This window comes from Bifidobacterium sp. KRGSERBCFTRI (assembly GCF_025908335.1).
Map to the genome: position 1 here is coordinate 2,720,441 of NZ_CP109653.1, position 19,290 is coordinate 2,739,730.

Genomic DNA, 19,290 nt, shown 5'->3' on the forward strand with positions numbered 1-19,290 from the left:
CCCTATGACAACTAGCATGGGGAGACATTATTTGTAAAGCATAAAAGAAGGTCCATTCAAATGGAGAAGCCGAACGATATTAAAAGAGACTCCATATCAGTGAATTACTTTTTGAATACTGCTGCGTACAGCGGTCTCTTCTCCCTTCTTTCGGTTATTCTCACCGGCCAAGTTTCTGCGGCGTCATCGCTATATGTTGGGCTGGCGCTCGGAATTTTATCTCTTTTTTCTAGAGGCAGTACTGTTTTTATAGGTAGCCTGATTGAGCGTTTCTCAACGGTATCCCTCACCGAGGCCGGTTTCGGATTCATGGTTTTTTCACTTTTGCTGCTACAACCGGCAATGGGTGGTTTTATCGGCTTCCTTTTTGCGGATTTGGCTTTGCTGGGACTCGGTCTTTCATTGGTTAATTTTGCCCTACGAGGGCATATCATCGCTACAGTAAAGGATAAAAAAATTCAGGCTTCTTTGTTTGCTTTAGTGACTATGGCAGCCAATCTTGGATCCGCGATTGGACCTCTGGGCTCGAATTACATATATAAAGCTTTCGGACAAACGCTCTTTATTGCAATCATCGTCGGACTCTATGCTTTTTCTGCTTTACTAGCTCCAATAGCGCTGACTCATCATGTCTTCATACGCAATGAGAAAAGCGGCGAGGAAAACACTTCCTCCATCGTGAAGACCATTACAGACTCGCTGAAAAGTCCCGGTACGGTTCTTGCCATCCTGGCGGTGTTCGTGGGCAGTATAATGAATGGTCAGCTTTTTGCCGGAATGGCATTGGAATTCCACTCGTTATCCGATAGTCCAGTCATAAGAGGATTGTTCTATTCCATTGATGCCATATCGGTCATAGCACTGCAAATGCCGGTAAGTAAGATCATCTCGCGCAATATGACCAAAGAACATAATGCCACCTCATTCATAGTCAAAAGCCTGGGGATTTATGGAATTTCCTTCGCACTATTCGCCTGCGGAGTCTCGTCGTACTGGTGGATATGCATCATTTCCTTGGTTGTGTTCTCCATTGCAGAATGCATCTATGCGCCATTAATCAATATTGCTCTGGTAGAGGCACAGCCAGATAAGCCTTTGGTGGACATTCTGAACTATCGGCTGATAATTGCAGCCATTGGTGAATCGGCAGGCTCATTCCTTGGCGGTTGGATCGTTCCGGCACTACGTCCTGCAGGATTGACGGCTTGGTATTGGTGTGCACTGGCGTTAGTGGGAATAATGCCTGCAGTCGTCACTAATCAAATTAGAAAACGTGGACAAAGAATCATTCGTCATTGAAAGAAAAAGTCTTGGTGAGTACACCGGAAGGGGAATGACATGAAAGTATTATTGCTGCAACAGCCCAAATCTTTCTCAAATTATCCTAAATGGATTGAGGAAATCCAAGAACGTTTCGATTGTTTAGAAGTTATGGTCTTCACCTCGAACGATCGAGCCGCACACCATAGTTGGCCGAGCTCCGTCATCAAGGAAATCGAGGTTTCCGATTATTCCTCTGATAGCGCTACCGCAAAATTCTTTGATATTGTCAGGAAATTTAAACCAGATAGGATAGTTTCCAGCTCAGAGGAAGACGTACTGAGGGTTGCAGAGGCGAGAAGTTTATTTGGAATTCCCGGTTTACAGCATGAACTGGCGTTAAGCTGTCGAGATAAAGTCACGATGAAACAATCGGCCCTTGATGCCGGATTAAAGATTATTCCCTATACCACCTGCCAAGGCTTTGGAGATATTATTTCGGCGTTCGATCGTTGGGAGACGGTTGTTCTCAAACCTCGATGGGGCGCAGGGTCTGCAGGCATTACGATATTGCATTCGAAAGATGACCTGCCTGCTTTAGCTACCAAGCCGGAATTCATACGAAACGTGCATTCAAACCAGTATTACTTAGAGGAATATTGTTCCGGTTCCGTCTACCATGTGGATGTAGTCTATATCAATTCCGGTTCGATTCTGATCTCACCATCACGGTACCTTGTCCCGCCACTGGATTTCGAGAAACAAAACACCGGTTCCGTGATGTTGGATGAGAACGGTGCCGACTATTCCGAGCTGCTCCGACTGACAAAGCAATTAATTGCATCTTTCAACGATCAGACGATTCCGAATGTGATGCATATCGAATTCTATAAGAATGAAACCGGTGATTTCGTATTCGGGGAAATGGCGGCACGCAGAGGAGGCGGTCTCATCAAGCAGGAGCTGGCAGCCGCCTATGGCATAGACCAAAGCAAGGCCAACTTCCTATTGGAACTTGGTCTTGTCGATGCGGATGCGAATATTACGCGATCATCTCAGTATGGCATACTGCTGGAAACCGCTGGATTGAACTGGCCAAAGGAAAAAGAAATCCCGGATTGGGCGGTTTTGGAATCTGTGGGCAAGAAAAAAGGTATCGCTCATAACTCTGTTGATTCTGACAGGAAATTTCTTATTTCCGGCAAGAATGAATCTGAGATTATTCAACGTTCTAATTATCTTATAAATAGTCAATATAATGAGTAAAATTAACTTTTTACAGAGGGACAATTGTAACTAATTCTGCAGCAGGTTCTATATATGACGAATTATTATGTAGAATTGGTAATTCTACTGAATCTAGACTCTTCCGTAAAATAATGATACTAGTATCGCTAGGGATGTTGGGAACCAGCATTGGCGTCTATACGGGAAGCGCAGCAGGTAGTCTGACTGCATCAAAATGGTCGACATCTCAAGAAACCAGCATGTCTCTTTCAGCAAACTTTTCAGGCACTACCACAATAGAAGATAAGCAAAATGAGGGTGGCCGTCAGGTCACCCCCGAACGTATGCGGAACACACATAAAATCAGCGGCATGCATCCCAGAGGGGCGCGGGAAACAGCAGATTCTCCATTTCGGACCATTCCTCACACAAGTCCACTTCCGGTTCGCGCAGCCACCACAGCTGAATGCCATCCATGATTTCCATGGCTTTGCGCACCACTGGCCGCATGCTGCCGGCCCATGCGCCCAATTGCGGCGGAACCACCCACGGGTATTTCGAGTAGTGTTCCCAGATGTCCTCCATGCGTCCCATGAATTCGTCATGCAATGGGTGATCCGGGTTCAGGGATTCCACCGACAGCACGGTGAACAGCTGCACCATCATGCGGCGGCGCGAGTTGTGTTTCACCAGGTAGCGCAGATACGCGGGAAAATGCGGCGCGGACGGGTCGCTGCCCGGCATGCCCGAAGAGAAGAAGTCCTCCGGCGTGCCGGTCTGCCCGTAGTATTCGTCATATACCAGCGCCAGCATTTTGTCTTTGTTGTCGACGTATCGCAACACGCCTTGTTTGGAGATGCCGACCCTGTCGGCCACGTCTTGGATGGAAATGCCATTGAATCCACGCTCACTGATCAGCTGAACAGCCGCATCCAGCACTTCCGCTCGACGCTCCTGCGGTGATTTTCGGATACGTTTCGAAGTCTCTTCCTCTGCCATGATTCCGAGTCTAATGCACCTTGCGTCGATTGCCGTTGATTGACTGCCTATGGCACGTCATCGTGAGAGGTATCCGCCCGAATCCATCCATGACGCCATACGCGAGTCAGATCCCACGCCTCAAGATTGCCGCCGTTGCGAGGATCCCGCGGCGGTTTCCCTTCGCCACTACCCGGTTTCGCGGAGCGCGCAAGCTGGTAGCTCCAATAGATCTGCCCCGCCGACACGTCCCATGCCGCGCGTTGCAATCGTGACACTTGGCGGTATGCAGCCGATCGGTTTTGGCTGTGTAGGGCCCACTGATTCTCCACGCACCACTCGCCCACCAGCACGGGAATACGACGGGCCGCCGAACGGATGGCGATGCCACTCGCGCCCACCAGCATCCGGTACAGCCATGGCAGTCGCCGCGATCGCAGGTACAGCCGGCGTGCCGGTCCCGAAAACAGCGGATCCTCCATCGCGATGAGATACTGATGGGTGTCGAGCATGACGTTGCGCATGCCAGCACGACGAAACCAACCGCCCCAGCGGAGTAGTCGGAAACCGTCATGGAATACGATCACGGTTTCCGGACGTAGCACGGCGCGTAACCGGGCGTAAGCGTCGCGGTAGAAGCGCTTCAGAAACCGCAGTGAGACATACATGCTACCGGAAGCCTCATGAGAGTCTTTCGCCGTGTTCGACGTGCTATGGAACACCGACCAGCTCACTGGTTCGTTGAGTACTTCGATGCTGTGCAGGGCCGGTTCGTCGCGGTATCGGCGAGCCAATCGCTCCAGCACGTTCAGCGTGTACTCCACCAAGTCCGTATTCTGCGCCCATTTGCACACACCCGTCAGACCGCCGTTGTCGAAACCGTTCTGCGATTCGGGAACGGTATGCAGGTCAATCATAATCTTCAATCCCGTCTCCCGCGCCCAGCGGAACGCGCGGTCGAGGTACGTGATGCAGCCCGGATGCCCGGGCCAGTCGCCGAAGATGAAATACGGTATGGGAATGCGTACGAGGTTGATTCCGTGACCGACGATAATACGGAAATCCTCCAAGGTGATGTAGGTTTCGCGGTGCCGGCGCAGTTCCTCGGCGAGATTCCGTTCGGACCAGAGGGATACGTGCGTGCGGTGCATCCAGATTTCATCGTCTTCGGCGCTGCGGGTGAACGGTTTCGGATCCATCCATTTCTCCAGCACCAGCCAGTTGCCGAGGTTCACGCCGTCGATTCGCTCGTCGATGCCTAGCACCATGCGTCTCACCGCCCTTACGTTCGGGGGTTGCCCGACTTTTCGCTTCCGCCCATCACAACCCATGGCAAAACCCATTCGGCCCAATGGGCCAAGGAACCGCGCGTCATTCGCAACGTTCCTTGGTCCATTGTATGCGCCCCGCGAGCGGCCACGCGGCCGCTCGGAATCGGATCACAGCCGGATCAGGGTCGTTGAATGATCGTGGTGGCCGGCCGGGCGGGATCAGTCGACGGGCTTCGTCTCGTCCGCCTCGTAGTCGAAGAAGTCGAAGTCGGCGGTCTTCTCGTGCAGAGCGGCGTCGGTGATGGCGATGCCGACCATAGTGCCGGTGAATTCGCCGTACTTGCAGTATTCGTCAGAGAAGGTGGTAGTGTCGAAATCCGGGCCAATCTTGGTCCAGTTCTCGCCATCATAACCCCACTCGAACCAAGTACGACGACCTTCGATATTCAAACGGAAATAGATCGGCTTGTCTTCCACAGCAACGCGAGTGTCAAGCATTTCCGTCTTTTCACCGTTTTCGAGACGCACAATCGAAATCGCGCTGCCGCCAAGCGTCTGTGAATAATACTTGCGCAGGAAAATATTATTCATGTTGTCGTAGTAGATGGTCAAGCCAGCGCTGTGCTGGTAGACTTCCGGCTCGAACTCCATCTTCGTGGTGACGGTGGCGTACACGCTGGTGAGTTTGCGTGCGATCAGGCTCGTGCGGTTGAGCGATGCCAACGATTCCTTGCCGCGGATGCGCAGCCAACCGGGGCGTTCCGTCACGTTGGCGAAGGTGGTCGGCATCTGCCGCGGCGAATAATACCAGTTGCCGATCGCGCCGCCGTCGAAGTCGTCGTGCCCGGGAATCTCCGGCATCGGCGCATCCGGCAGATCCGGCTCTTCGACTTCGAGTTTGGCCAGATTGGAGCCGTCCGCCATGCGCAGCCAGCCGTCATTCGTCCATGTCATCTTCTGAATGGCGGTTTCACGGCCAAGCGTACAACGTAATTCCGGCACAAACGGACGGCTGGTCAGGTGCACAAGATATGTCTCGCCGTTCGGCAGATCCACGTAGGAGCCGTGCCCGGACTTCTGCAGCACGGAATCCGGGTTGAAATAGCGCGGCTTCAAATGATCGTCATCAGCACGCTCGTTTGACTCCTTCGGCTGCGAAGTGACGAGCGGACCATTCGGATCCGGCTCATACGGACCCCACACATTGCGGGAACGGCCCATGGTCACGGCATGGTTGTAGCCAGTGCCACCCTCGGCGCACATAATGTAATACCAGCCGTCACGCTTGGTCAGATGCGGAGCCTCAATGCAGCCACGATCAGTAGCGCCACGCCATATACGCTTCGGATAGCCAACCACATGCTTGGTTTCCGGATCATATTCCACACAGCAGATCACGCCCGGCTTCTCATAGCCTTCACGGGTCTCCCACTCCAAGCTGACGATGTACTTCTTGCCATTGTCATCATGTAAAATGGACGCGTCGAAACCAGAAGATGTCAGATATACCGGCTCGCTCCACGGACCTTCAATGCTCTTTGACTTAATCAGATAATTATTCACGTCGAAATAGCGTGCATTCATGGAGTTCATAACGCCGTAAATCACGTAAAACATGTCCTCTTCCTCACAATACGTGAGACATGGAGCCCAAATGCCCTTAGCGCTCGGCAGCTTGGTGAGGTTCGGCTTCGTATCATCAGTAAGCACGTGGGTGAGCAGCTCCCAATGCTTCATATCCTTCGAATGGTAAATCGGAATACCCGGGAACCATTCGAATGTAGAGACAGCAACATAGTAGTCGTCGCCTTTACGGCAGATGGCCGGATCAGGATTGAAGCCTTTGAAGATCGGATTATGCAGCATTGTCGTTCCTTAATGTTCTTGATATCACGCGTTGCTTTGTACGATTCTTGCGTCCGACGGAATCACTTTTGGACGGGGAACCAGTTTTGGGCGATGCAGCGTCCAAGGTCCCATGCGTCCCAGCCGATCCAGCCGGGAGTGTTGACAGTGTCAGTGAGCAGCTTGTAGTTCCAGTAGTAGAAGCCGCTGCCCTTGCTCCATGCGGCGAGCTGGGATTCGGCTAGGCCCCGGTACAGCGAGCGCTTCTGTTCGGCGGTCAGGGTTTCGACCTGAGCCCCTTCCTCGCCGTTGAGCACGCTTTGGCCGCCGTGGGTGTCCACACCGCAGCCGACGGAGTTGAACAGGCACCACTCCCCCACAATCACCGGGAAGTATTCGCTCATCTCGGCGATCATCGGCGCATAGGTATTCCTCACGAAGTCGTCGTAGCCCTCCGCTGTCTGCGGGCAACCCATCGTTTCGGCGGTCATGAGGTATTGGTGGGTATCGAGGACCACGTTCTTAAACTCGGGCGCGAGCTTGCCGTCGGGGCCGCGCATGAAGTCCTTCCACTGTTCGATGTCGAAACCGTCGTGGAACACCACGACTTTGTCGGTCGGCAACGCGCCCTTGTCAGCGTCGCGCAGACGGTGGTAGGCGGTGATGTAGAAGTTCTTGAGCCAGTCGAATGCGATCGGGCCGGTGCCTTCGGCGAGTTCCGGATCGACCGCCTTGTAGCGTTCGGTCACGTTCGCCATCGGCCAGCAGGTGGCGGTGTTCGGCTCGTTGATGATTTCGATGCCCATCAGCGCCCGACGATGGCCGTACCGCTTGGAGAGGCGTTCGAGCACGGACAGCACGAATTCGACTTCGTCGGGCAGCTGCGCCCACTTGCACACGCCGGAGATGCCGCCGTTGTCGAAGCCGTTTTGGCTCATCGGTGCGGTGTGCAGATCGATAAGGATGGTCAGGCCGTATTTCTCGGCCCAGTTGAAGGCCTTGTCGAGTTCGTCGATGCAGCCGATGAACGGCGCGCGGTCGCCGAAGATGAAGTACGGCACGGGGATGCGCACGGAGTTCAGTCCCCACGATTTGATGGTGGCGAAGTCGCGCTCGTTGATGTATTCGGCGCGGTGGGTCCTGATACGGGCCTCGTAGACGGCCGGATCAAGTTGCGTCGGCAGATAGTATTCGTCATCGGCAGTGGTTCCATCGAATAATGCCGGGTTCATCCACTTTTCCAGAACCAGCCAGTTACCCAGGTTCACGCCCTTGATGTAATTAAGGTCCATATGCACTCCTTCGTACGCTTTCAATCATATTTTTTATTACTTAGTAATTACTAAGTTAGATGATAGTACATTTTTCTCCTCCCCGCAACTCGTCTCGGACATCTCTCCGAACCGCTGTCGCACTATTTCGCATAAAGCACCCTTTGCGAAAATCGTGGGACCGACAATCAAAATCGTGCAGCAATTTCACAGAATCATGCGATTAATCATAAGAAAAAAGCCTCTTTCTTGCGGGAAGAAAGAGGCAACCTGCAGCCGGAGAGACGATTACTGCTTATCGCTGGCGAATCGTTACGTGCAAGGCACTCACCGAGGCAGCGGGCAACGTTACCGTCAGCTCGGCACCGCCGGCAGATTCGTGCACGCTCACGGCACTATCCACGTCCACGGCATGAGTGCGCACCAGATCCGAATGCTCCACTGTGTTGCAATCATGCGGATCTTCGGAAGCAAGCGTTTCCATCGAATCAACCTGAGCGCCGCACGGCAAATGCAGCCGCACTTCGGCACCATCGTTCATATGCGCATTGGTGAGATTAATCAGCAGCTGCGTGCCATCCTCATTACGTGACGCAAACGTATACACGGCAGAATCCTCGGAATCGTTACGCGCCACATCAAGTGCGGTCATGCCACGATGCGCCTTATACATCATGAACACATCGTAGTTAGGCGTAAGGATGGTCCGATCGCCTTCAGTCAAGATCAGTGAGTTAAGCACATTGATGGTCTGCGCGTTACACGCCATGGTCACCTTGTCGCAATTACGCTGCAGCAGATCCAACGTAAGCGCGGTGGTGATGGCGTCACGCATGGTCACCTGCTGCTTGAGCGCAGGGCGTGCGAAGAATGCGGTCTTGTGCCAATTGCCCCATTCGCCGATGATTAGATCGACATGCGCGAGCTTGGAATCCATAGCCACCTCCGGCTCATGAATAAGCGCCAGGCCGTCATTCATCAAACGCCACTGATCACGCAGAATATCTTCAAGTTCGAGGCATCCCTCAATCACCGCATTCCAGCCGTCTTCATCGAACCGGGTGGGAGTGTCGGCATCGTTATCCACGTTCCAATTGTAGAAGTGCAGATCATAGCCGTCGATATTCGGCTGACGATATTCGGCAAGACCGCGGAAGAAATCCTGGGTCCACTGCACGCGTTCGCGCGGCTTGTTGCCGTCGGGACCGCTCGCAATAGCATACATTGGGGTCGGCGCGAACACATCGGTGGTGAAGCTCGGCATGGCGGATGCGAACCTGCGGTATTCATTGAGGTAGGTCCGCGGAGTCATGGTACCGCCGCCAGCCCACACTTCGTTGCCGATCCCCCAATATTTCACCCCGTAAGGTGCCTTATGGCCGTTAGCCTCACGTTCCTTGGCAAGATCAGTGGGCTGCGCACGATTGCAGTACTCCATCCAATCCTTCATTTCGGCGACCGTGCCGGAAAGCATGTTGATATTGATCCACGGTTCAGCGCCGAGCATTTCACACAAACGCAGGAATTCGTCGGTGCCGAAGCTGTGATCGTCCAGCTCATAGGTGGCGAAATTCTCGTTGAAAGTGGTTTTACGTTCGCTTTGCGGGCCCACACCGTCACGCCAATGGTAGGTATCCGCATAGCATCCGCCCGGCCAGCGAATAACCGGCGGCCTCAATGCACGCAAAGCATCCAATGTGGCCTTGCGGTAGCCACGCTCGTTTTCGATCGGGGAATCCTCTCCCACCCATAGACCTTCATCAATGCATTCGCCAAGGAATTCAATGAATTGGCCATGCAGTTTCGGATCGATACGACCAATCGTACTGTTCGGGTCAATGCAGACAACCATGGTTTGCTCCTTTTGCCGTAGTGCTCACATCTGCAACGTTCGTAATTCGTATGGTTCTTGTAGTTATTGTGCCGCACAATATATGCGAAATGGCCGAAGATTCCAGGAGAGATGATGAAAGAATCTCCGGCCAAGTTATTTCGAAAAGCGCCGACGCTACTTCACCTTTTTAATCATCAGAATGAAGATGCAGGCGAGCGCCACCATAACGATTGCCGTCGGGAACACCAGTCCGTACGAGCCGGTAGCTACCACAATGGCGGAGGTGACAATCGGGCCGACCATCTGACCGAGAGTAGTGGCAATGTTCAAAATGCCCAAATCCTTCCCGGCCTCTTCTTCATTCGGCAGAACGTCAACATTGAGCGCCTGATCGACGGAACCGTACATGCCGTAGCCGAAGCCACCGATGGCGGAGAAGAGAATCATGCCCAACGCGTTGTGCATGAGCCATGGCAGAGCATAACCGATGGCGAGCAGCACGCTTGCGGCCACAACCGGAATCTTACGGCGACCGATTTTGTCGGAAATCGGACCTGCGGAAAGCGCGGAAATCAGGGAGACAACCATCAGCACCAAGCTCATGGTGGAAATGGTGGCCGCGGAATCTTCAACACTTTGACCAATGTAGTCCTGCAGAATATACAGCTGGTAGTTGAGAATCATGTAGTAGCTGAACAGCAACAGGGAACGGCCGATAAATGCCAGCCAGAAGTCGCGAGCGCCTTTGGTCGGCGGACGGAAGCTCATGATAATACCCTTGAAATCAACCTTTTCCTTAGGCATATCCTTGCTGGACTTTTCCTTCGGCCAGAAGACCACGGCAAGCACACCGGAAAGACCCATAGCCACACCGGACGCGATGAAGCCCGGGAGCTGCAGGGTGATGAACTGCGCACCAACAATCTGACCAAGAGCAGAACCGAACAACGTACCTGCAGAGATAAATGCGGACATGGTGCCGCGCATATCTTCAGGAATACGGTCAGACAAAGATGCGATGACCGGTGCGATCATCATGTTCAGACCGACCATGGAAATGCAGTAGCTGATGCCAATGCTCACACCGTCCGGCAGAATGCCGATGAGGAACAGCGAAATGCCCGCAACAATGCCGCCCGATGCGATCCATGGCGTACGACGTCCGAAGATCGAGCGCGTACGGTCAGACATGTTGCCAACCACGAGGTTGGAAATCAGCGAGGCCAATGCCGTGGCTGAATTCAGCACGCCGAAAATGGCGTCTTTGCTGTCGGGCGCGATATCAGCCAAACGCTGCGGCAGCAGCACTGCAGCAACGATCCGCAACGCCAGCATCCATGCGAATGAGAACACGAAGAACGCTACGCAGAAACGCGTTTTGTCGATTTTGGAAAGCTCGTTGGCATGTTCCGCAGGCCGTGCGTCAGTCATGCTTGTCTCCTTATCTTTATCTTTCTTTTTCAAAGTCAGCCCTCTACGTTTTTGCCGAATCTTCAATGATCATGCAAACAACAGGCAAGAGAGGCGTTGTGTTGAAGTCAACTCTCATCGGCTTCGTCAGTTATCTTATATCTTAAAGATATAAGATAACAAATCGGCGTGTCGAACAACGACCTACTTTCAAGCACAGCAATCAACCGCATAACCGCAATATCGAAACCACATGAAAACGCATGTGGACAGCGGCAATAGTATTCTTCAAATCAGTATGGAATCACAGGAAAACACATCAGCAAACAGCATCAAGAGCCGTCCAATCAACCAAAGAAAACGACTCTCCCCAGCGCAGCGACGCAAACAAATCACACAAGAAGCGGTAACCCTAATCACGCAATACGGGTCATACGGCTTCCCCATGCAAGCATTAGCCGATGCAGTTGGCATGACCCTGCCCGGACTCAACCATTACGTCAAAAACCGAGAAGAATTACTCTCATTGGTCATCGAAACGTTCTACGACTCCGAAGAAGAAGGCAATGCCCACACGGCATTGGGCGCAGCCATCAGCCACTGCGACCAAACAGATTCAGCAACCAAAGAACGCCGACATCTGCCCGGCGCATTGCACGAAACCGTGCGCCTCAACGCCAAACGTCCCGAACTTGTCGCACTGTTCATGCGCCTCGCCATCGAAGCGTCCGATCCAGAACACCCAGCCCACAAGTTCTACCAGAACAGACACAGTTCGATTTTGATCGACATGACCAGCGTGGACTGGGAACTACCGGAAGAATACCGCGATCCAGAACGCCTGCATGACCTCATCGTCACCGCGTTCTTTGCCATGGACGGCGTGCAAATCCAGTCGTTAACCAATCCCAGCGAATCCATGATGCAACTATGGGAACGCGCAGAACACATCCTATTCCCCTCCCCCACATGGGACGGCTACCGCTGAACAGAGCGCAAACAAGCAAAGACACCGCAAACGCAAAAAGGCGTTTGCCTGCGGCGACCGGTAACCGATCACCATAGGCAAACGCCCCGCAACACAACACCGGCTTGCGAAGATGGCAGGAAGAGAAGGGAAACTTGCCATCCGGCATTCAACAAACCTCTGCCACAACCAAGCCGACGCGTTACGCACACATTCGCATCAGCCAGGCAGCTCCCGTCAGTCCAGCACAAACGTGTTGAACGAACGCGGAGCAAGCGTCACCTTGATACCGCGATCGGCATTGCAAGGATCGGCAAATTCAAACGGACGCTCCTCTTCGAGAGCGTTCTGGGCCACCACCACAATGGTGCCATCCGGATTACGGAACGCAATAGCCATCGAATTGAAATGACCCGTAGTGCCAAGCACATGCGCACCCGGCTTGACGAAATGCGAGAAATGACGCATCACATAATATTCCGGATTACGGCGAACCTCATGCGTATCCGCAGTAATGGTGAACAGTGAATTCTGCCACCACCCCCACGTAGAATCCTGATCGTCAAGAATCATATTCCAATAAGTGTAAGCAGTCGCGCCATTACGCAAATAATGGTTGATCAAGTGGAAAATATACTCCGCATATTCCCACGTATTATCACCCATACCGCATTCGGATTCAGACTGAATCAGCTCGATTTCAGGCCAGGATTCATGCGTACGCGCAATACAGTTCTGGCCGGCCCACTGGTAAGCGATGCCCTTGATGTACTTGCGAGCGCCATCGTCGAACAGAATATTGTCGACAAAACGGTTGTAATTATTCAGCTTCATGCCGTAGCCGCCGGTCCACGCCATATCTTCCGGACCATTCAGCGTACCCAGCCAAATATCGGTGTCAAGACCAGCTTCGCCAAAAGCAGGTCCAAGATAATCGCGGATGAACACCTTGAGCGCTTCGGAATCCCACAATGCACTCGGGAACTTCTGATCGGCAAACACCTCATTCTGCACATGCAGCTGATTCACGGTAATGCCATGCTCGGCATAAGCTTGAATGTACTTGACGAAATACTTCGCATATGCCTTAAGATTCTCAGGAGTCTGCACCAAACGACCATAGTTATAAGCCTTCGGACGCTTCATCCATGTCGGCGGGCTCCACGGGCTGGAGAACAGTTGCATGTTCGGCTGCCATTCCTGCGCGCGATGAATATACGGAATCAGCGTCCGCTCATCATGCTCGACGGAGAAATGCTCCATCTCATAATCGCCGTCGGTCTCGTTATAGCTATACCAATGATCGGCGAAATCATTGGCACCGACCGGCGCACGATTGAAGGTGAAGTTCATCTCATCCGGGCTGAACAGTTCCTTGATGATCTGATCACGTTCCTCTTCAGTAACCGTCTGCAGAGGAAGCCAGCCAAGCTCGTTGAAGCAGCCGCCGAAGCCACGCAATGCCTGATATTCATTGCCATCAAGCTGCAGATCGGAAGCGGAAGTGGCATGCGTGGATTCAATTTCGGATGATTTGTCGGCAAGCTTGTTGTCTTGCGTTGTCGCGATCCAAGTAGTCATGGAAAGTCCTTAGTATTGTCGCTGATTCTTTGGATTTATATTTATTCGTTTTTTGAGTTGTTTTTATTTGATTATTGGGATTTAGTTATCGATATTTAGTTTTTGAGATTGAATTATTGAGATTGAATTATCGGCAACGCAATTTCATTTCAGTAAGTGCAAAAACCGCAGGATGCCGCGATAATCTATTCACAACACGCTCCAGGCCGCTCTAGCCAAGTCTTTACGGTCTTAAACAGATTATCGCGGCATCCTGCTCGTAACGCTATGACGTTACGTTTGCACTGTTATTTAGTTTTGCATTGTTGTTCAGTTTTGGAAAAACTTCCTATTCCCTCTCTCCCTCTCCTCTCTCGAAATTGAGGGGAGGGGGAGGAGGTGGGGTTACTTGACCTTCTTGATGGCCATGATGAAGAAGCAGCCGATGATGGCCAAGGCGATGGCGGTCGGGAAGGCGAAGTTGTAGCCGAGGGACACCACGATGGTGGACATGATGACCGGGCCGCACATCTGACCAAGGGTGGTGCCCATGTTCAGAATGCCCAGATCCTTGCCAGCCTCTTCCTTGTTCGGCAGCACATCAACGAGCAGAGCCTGATCGACCGCGGAGTAGACAGCGTAGCCGAGGCCAGCGATGCCAGCGAACAGATACATGCCCAGGGTGGACGGGATCAGCCACGGCATGGCAATACCGATAGCGAAGAGCACGGAAGCCACGACAACCGGAACCTTACGACGGCCGATGAAATCGGAAACCGGGCCGGAGATGAAGGAGCCGACCAGAGACATGACCATCATGATCATGGAAACGACGGACACGGTGACAGCGGATTCCTTGACGGACTGACCAATGTAGTTCTGGATGATGTAGAGCTGGTAGACGTTGATCATCTGGTAGCTCATGATCATGCAGAAACGGCCGGCGAAAGCCTTGTAGAAGTCGTGGGCGCCAGCGAACTTCGGCGGACGGAAGGATACGAGGACGTCCTTGAAGGAGCCCTCTTCCTTCGGCAGGAAGTCAGCGGACTGTTCCTTCGGCAGGATGATCACGGCGACGATGCCGCCGAGGAACATGAGCACGCCCGCGACAGCGAAGCCGGCAGTCAGGTTTTCGATGAAGAATGCGCCGATCATGGTACCGATCGGAGCACCGATGGTGGAGCCTGCGCCATAGAAGGCGGACATGGTGCCGCGGATGCCAGACGGCACGCGGTCAGACAGCACGGCGACCAGCGGGGCGATCATGCAGTTGAGGCCGAACATGCAGGCGCAGTAGAAGATGGTGAGCAGCACGGCGTTATGCGTGGTGCCGGTCAGGAACAGGGTGACGCCACCGAGCACCGCGCCGAAAACGATCCACGGAGTACGACGACCGAACCTGGAGCGGGAACGATCGGAGAAGTTGCCGAACATCAGGTTGGCAACCAAGGATGCCACCGCGGTGAACGCATTGACGATGCCAACGAGAGCATCCGGATCAGCGCCTTCGATGGTCTTGTAGTGCATCGGCAGCAGCACGGCGGAGACGATGCCGAGACCCGACATCCACAACACGCCGAACAGCAGGAAGCCCGCACCGAAACGGATGGTGTTGACCTTGCTCAGTGGCTTGCCGGTTTCAGGAGACAGCTGCGGATCCTTGTCTGCAGCGGCGATGTTGGCGTTATAACACACCAAACGCTCCTCTTTGTTTGCGATTGCTTCACTCATGAAACCCTCTCCTTCGATTCATGTTTCAGTAGTGTTTTCTGTGATATTCCTGTTTTCCGATAGGGCTTCTCTGCCCAGCCAGCTAACTACCATTTGGTAACTAGCCGGTTTTCGTCATAGATGCCCTTTCGAAAGAACGCAAGTCAGACGCGAATTTTTCCGACGGCAGCGTTTTCAAATAGCAATCCACAACGATTCGCCCCATACAGCAACTTCAGTTTTTATTACTTAGTAACTGCTTAGTTAAAGCATATTACAATCTCTTGTATCTGTCATTTGCCGGCGTGTCCCAACGTTTCCAACACACTTCCTCTCCCCCTTCTTGTAACTTAGTAAGCACAAGAGAGGAGAACGCATGCGTCGCCACATCGAAAGCAAAACCAAGAAACGAATGAGCGCAGAAGACCGCAAGAAAGCGATTCTCGAAACCACGGTCTCTTTCATCTCACAATTCGGATTCTGGGGATTTACCATTCGCGACGTGGCACAAGCTCAGAACATCACCGAAGCAGGACTCCTTTACTACTTCAAATCCAAAGAACAACTCCTTGAAGCGACACTCAAATACGCCGATCGCACTAACCAAATCGCCATTGCAGAGCATCTTGGCGTCGAAGGCGTGACCGGCGAAGTCTTGCAAGACGGCATCGCATACCATTGCGATCTCGGACTCAAGGCCATCTCCACGGGAACCGTGGAAACCAACGCAGGCCGACCCGAAATGGTTCGCCTCTACACCCTGCTCGAAAGCGAGGCCCTAAGCAAAGACCATCCGGTGCACGAGTATTTCGAACAGCGCGAAATCAATCTGCTGAAGGAATACACGTTCGCAGCCAAACGAGATGGCGTCGCCGATCCGGAACGCACCGCACTGCAGGTGCTATCCGCCATGGAAGGCTTGCAATTGCGGTGGCTCAACGGATCTCACGATATCGATTTCGTTGGAGAATGGAAGGCCCTGATCGACCTTCTCATTCCCTAAACGTTCTCTTCTCGAGTTCTCTTATCGCAGATTTCAGCCGGCGATCACCGCAACATTCCAGCGGCCAATCGTCAACGGATCACCCTGCTTAACGGCTGCACCTTCCTTCAGCACGACTTCAGCATTTGCAACCTCATCAATACTGCCGTCGGTGGCGATGACGACCGGAGCGACCACTACTTCACCCGCAATCGGGCTTGCAACAGTAACTTCGTCGGCGGAATAGTTGAGCAAATACGTCACGTTCTCGCCGAGGGCATTCACACCCTGGCGAACCGCGACCTGTCCCGCGAGCGCGGTTCCAGCGCCCTCGACGCCGGCATGCTCCACAGCCTCTCGCATAACCGCACGAATGGAATCGGCGTCAAGCAGTGTGGCGACCCACTCGGCATCGCCCTTGCCGAATGCGTGACGGGTGACTGCGGCGTAATCCTTCCAAGCGTAGTGTCCATAAGATGCGAGCACCTCAGTATCGGCGTCGGCGTTCAACAGTTCGATCAGCGACTGAGCATCGGTGGACGCGGTTTCGGCGAGCGCACCTGCGAATTCCACGGAAACGTGGCCGTTTGGGCGGGTGAACTGGTTGTACGTCATGCCGAACACGTCGGTGAGATTGTGCGGCGCGCGGTCGTGCCATACGGTCACCTCGTCGTCGGTCACGAAGGAGCGCATGGTGGAGACGAGGTGTCCGCCGTTGGAGACGAATTCACGCAGGCGATCGGTCGTTTCCTGCGGAGCACAGTACAGCGCCGGGGTCACAATCATCTCGTATGAGGCCAAACGCTCGGCGGGAGCGTCGGAGGGGATGAAATCGCATTCCACGTTGAGCTCGAACAGCGCGTCGTAGACATTGCGCACCACGTCGTTGTATTTGAGGGTGCCGCCGAATGGGAAGCCGGCTTCGATGAGGAACCAGTCGAGCGCGGTCAGCGATTCGTTGCTGACCATGATAGCTACCTTGTTGTGCTTCTTCAGGTGGACGAGCCGCTCCCCCACTTCCGGTTTGGCAATCTCGCGACCGAATACGCCGGCTTCGCGGTACGTGGGGTTCGGTTCGAGGTCGTGGCTCAGCAGGCCCTTCCAATATGTTTCAAAGGAATTATGGATGGAGTGCCAGTGCCAGTATTCCACCATGTCGGCGCCGGAGGCGAGATGGGAGTAGGCCTGCAGGCGCAGCTGGCCGGGGAATGGCACCCAGCCGTGCTGGCCTTGGGCCTCGGTTTCGAGCACCAGGTAGTTCTGGCCGTTCTTGGTGGAGCGGGTCATGTCGCCGCCGAAGGCGATCTCCTTGCCGGTCAGGTCGTCTTCGGTCGGGTGGTAGATGTCCACGCCGGTGATGTCCACCGCGGTCGCGGCCTTGAAGTGGTCGACGGCCGGCTGCACGCCGTAGGAGTATCCGCGCCATTCGAAATCGAAGTTGTGGGTGATGAACTGGTCGTCATGCGCGTATTCGCGCACGATGTCGGCCTGCCACTGCAGGAAGGCGCGCACCTGATCGCGGCGGAACTTGTCGAATTCGCCGCCCAGGGACTCGTTGATGGTGGCGGTCACGTCCGGGAAGTCCTCCCAGGAGTCGATGCGGTTGGACCAGTAGTCGAGGCCGAAGTGGTGGTTGAGCTCGTTCAGATCGCCGTGGAACTTCTCGCGCAGATACTTGACGAACAGGCGCTGCATGTCCTCGGAGACGGAATCGTAGTATTTCGTCTCGTTGTCCACCTGGTAGCCGATGACGGCCGGATGGTCGGCGACGTGGGAGATGAGCTTGCGGATCACACGTTCGCCGTAGAAGCGGTAGGTGGCGTTGACGATGTCCATGATCTGGCGCGCGCCATACTTGCCCTGTCCGTTCGGCGTGACCGCGAGCACGCTCGGGTCGAGCTTGACGAGCCAGCTGGGCACCGCGTAGGTCGGCGTGCCGACGATGACATCGATGCCGGCACGCTGCGCGGCGTCGAGCGCACGGTCCACATAGGTGAAGTCGAATACACCCGGTTGCGGTTCGCAGGTGCTCCACGTGGATTCGGCGATGCGGATGACGTTCAGCCCCGCGTCCTTCATCATTTTCATATCCTCATCGATGCGGTCGATGCCTTTCATCATGAGGTATTCGTCATAGTATGCTGCGCCAAAAAGGATGTGGTCCACTTCGTTGCGACTCATGGTTTTCTTGTTCCTTACGTCTTCGCTGACTACGGTCGAGATTTTTATCTAACAAGTATTAGATATAAGAAATATATTATCTGCCCGCACATATGTCAAGAGGCTTGGAAATAAGGCGTGTCTTACCTAATAAACATTAGATATACGACCAGCCGCTACTTTTTACCGGTATCCGTCCCATACCGGAGAGGGAAAAATCAACCGTTCGAAGGCGAGCCATTCGTCATACAGGTCGATCGGCGGTTTGCGCATCCACCGCAGCTGGATACCGTCCATCGCCTCGATGCATTGCCGTACGATCGGCCGCATATTATCCCATCCGCCGACTTCCGGAGGCAGTTTCCATGCGAACTTTGAGTAATGCTCCCACGTCAGATCCGGTCGGTTTTCGAAATACTCGTGCAGTGGATGGTCCGCGTTGAACGATTCGGTTTCCAAAACCATGTACAGCTGCAGCAGACTGCGGCGTTGCGCATTGTAGCGGACCAGAAACCGCAGATATGCGGGAAACAGCATGCCGTCAGAATCGCTGCCGGGCAATCCCGACTTGGCGAAGTCGGCGGGTGTGCCCTGCTGGTCGTAGCTATCGGTGACCAGCAGCGACAACAACCGCTCCTTGTTGCCGATGTAGTGCAGCAGTCCGGGCTGGCTCATGCCGATGGCGTCGGCGATGTCCTTGAGCGACGTGCCGTAGTACCCCTTCTCGCCAATCAGCTTACCCGCCGCCGCGATGATTTCGCGTTTGCGCTCTTCGGGCGATTTACGAACCCGCTTTTTCCCCTCGGTAACCATAT

Annotated in this window: 14 protein-coding genes; 4 read left to right on the forward strand and 10 right to left on the reverse strand. The window is 53.8% G+C overall.

The genetic code is table 11. The features are described from left to right. The first annotated feature begins 60 nt into the window (after positions 1-60). Both OGI63_RS11745 and OGI63_RS11750 read left to right on the forward strand, forming a co-directional pair. Positions 61-1,299 carry an MFS transporter gene (locus tag OGI63_RS11745; protein ID WP_003834150.1) on the forward strand — a complete coding sequence of 413 codons (1,239 nt, stop codon included), beginning with the start codon at positions 61-63 and terminating at the stop codon, positions 1,297-1,299. 39 nt (positions 1,300-1,338) lie between these two features. Next, on the forward strand, positions 1,339-2,526 hold the full coding sequence (locus tag OGI63_RS11750) for an ATP-grasp domain-containing protein (protein WP_011743524.1): 1,188 nt from the start codon (positions 1,339-1,341) through the stop codon (positions 2,524-2,526). A 324-nt stretch (positions 2,527-2,850) separates the two neighbouring features. Here the strand turns inward: OGI63_RS11750 and OGI63_RS11755 are convergent, their stop codons facing one another. From OGI63_RS11755 to OGI63_RS11780, 6 genes are all read right to left on the reverse strand, one after another. Continuing rightward, positions 2,851-3,486: a TetR/AcrR family transcriptional regulator gene (locus tag OGI63_RS11755; RefSeq protein ID WP_003834147.1), complete on the reverse strand. Its 636-nt coding sequence runs from the start codon at positions 3,484-3,486 to the stop codon at positions 2,851-2,853. 47 nt (positions 3,487-3,533) lie between these two features. Further along, on the reverse strand, positions 3,534-4,733 hold the full coding sequence (locus OGI63_RS11760; RefSeq protein WP_011743525.1) for a glycoside hydrolase family 5 protein: 1,200 nt from the start codon (positions 4,731-4,733) through the stop codon (positions 3,534-3,536). A gap of 222 nt (positions 4,734-4,955) precedes the next feature. Further along, positions 4,956-6,602: a glycoside hydrolase family 43 protein gene (locus OGI63_RS11765; RefSeq protein WP_264309050.1), complete on the reverse strand. Its 1,647-nt coding sequence runs from the start codon at positions 6,600-6,602 to the stop codon at positions 4,956-4,958. A 62-nt stretch (positions 6,603-6,664) separates the two neighbouring features. Next, positions 6,665-7,873, reverse strand: a complete 1,209-nt coding sequence (locus tag OGI63_RS11770; RefSeq protein ID WP_011743527.1) for a glycoside hydrolase family 5 protein — start codon at positions 7,871-7,873, stop codon at positions 6,665-6,667. A gap of 274 nt (positions 7,874-8,147) precedes the next feature. Then, positions 8,148-9,704, reverse strand: a complete 1,557-nt coding sequence (locus OGI63_RS11775; RefSeq protein ID WP_011743528.1) for an alpha-N-arabinofuranosidase — start codon at positions 9,702-9,704, stop codon at positions 8,148-8,150. Positions 9,705-9,860: 156 nt separating this feature from the next. After that, positions 9,861-11,117, reverse strand: a complete 1,257-nt coding sequence (locus tag OGI63_RS11780) for an MFS transporter (protein ID WP_011743529.1) — start codon at positions 11,115-11,117, stop codon at positions 9,861-9,863. A gap of 232 nt (positions 11,118-11,349) precedes the next feature. On the opposite strand from OGI63_RS11780, the gene OGI63_RS11785 reads away from it, so the two are divergent. Then, entirely contained in the window at positions 11,350-12,084 is a 735-nt protein-coding gene (locus tag OGI63_RS11785; protein WP_011743530.1) for a TetR/AcrR family transcriptional regulator, read from the forward strand. A 216-nt stretch (positions 12,085-12,300) separates the two neighbouring features. Here the strand turns inward: OGI63_RS11785 and OGI63_RS11790 are convergent, their stop codons facing one another. Then, positions 12,301-13,644 (reverse strand): glycoside hydrolase family 30 protein, encoded by a 1,344-nt coding sequence (locus OGI63_RS11790; protein WP_011743531.1) that lies wholly within the window; start codon positions 13,642-13,644, stop codon positions 12,301-12,303. Positions 13,645-14,028: 384 nt separating this feature from the next. Then, entirely contained in the window at positions 14,029-15,354 is a 1,326-nt protein-coding gene (locus OGI63_RS11795) for an MFS transporter (RefSeq protein WP_011743532.1), read from the reverse strand. 355 nt (positions 15,355-15,709) lie between these two features. On the opposite strand from OGI63_RS11795, the gene OGI63_RS11800 reads away from it, so the two are divergent. After that, entirely contained in the window at positions 15,710-16,336 is a 627-nt protein-coding gene (locus OGI63_RS11800) for a TetR/AcrR family transcriptional regulator (RefSeq protein ID WP_011743533.1), read from the forward strand. A 33-nt stretch (positions 16,337-16,369) separates the two neighbouring features. On the opposite strand, the gene OGI63_RS11805 is transcribed toward OGI63_RS11800, so the two are convergent. Beyond that, the gene (locus tag OGI63_RS11805) at positions 16,370-18,496 is read right to left on the reverse strand and encodes a beta-galactosidase (protein ID WP_041777371.1); all 2,127 of its coding nucleotides are present in this window, start codon (positions 18,494-18,496) and stop codon (positions 16,370-16,372) included. Between the two features lie 162 nt (positions 18,497-18,658). Further along, positions 18,659-19,288 (reverse strand): TetR/AcrR family transcriptional regulator, encoded by a 630-nt coding sequence (locus tag OGI63_RS11810; RefSeq protein ID WP_011743535.1) that lies wholly within the window; start codon positions 19,286-19,288, stop codon positions 18,659-18,661. Positions 19,289-19,290 lie beyond the last annotated feature (2 nt).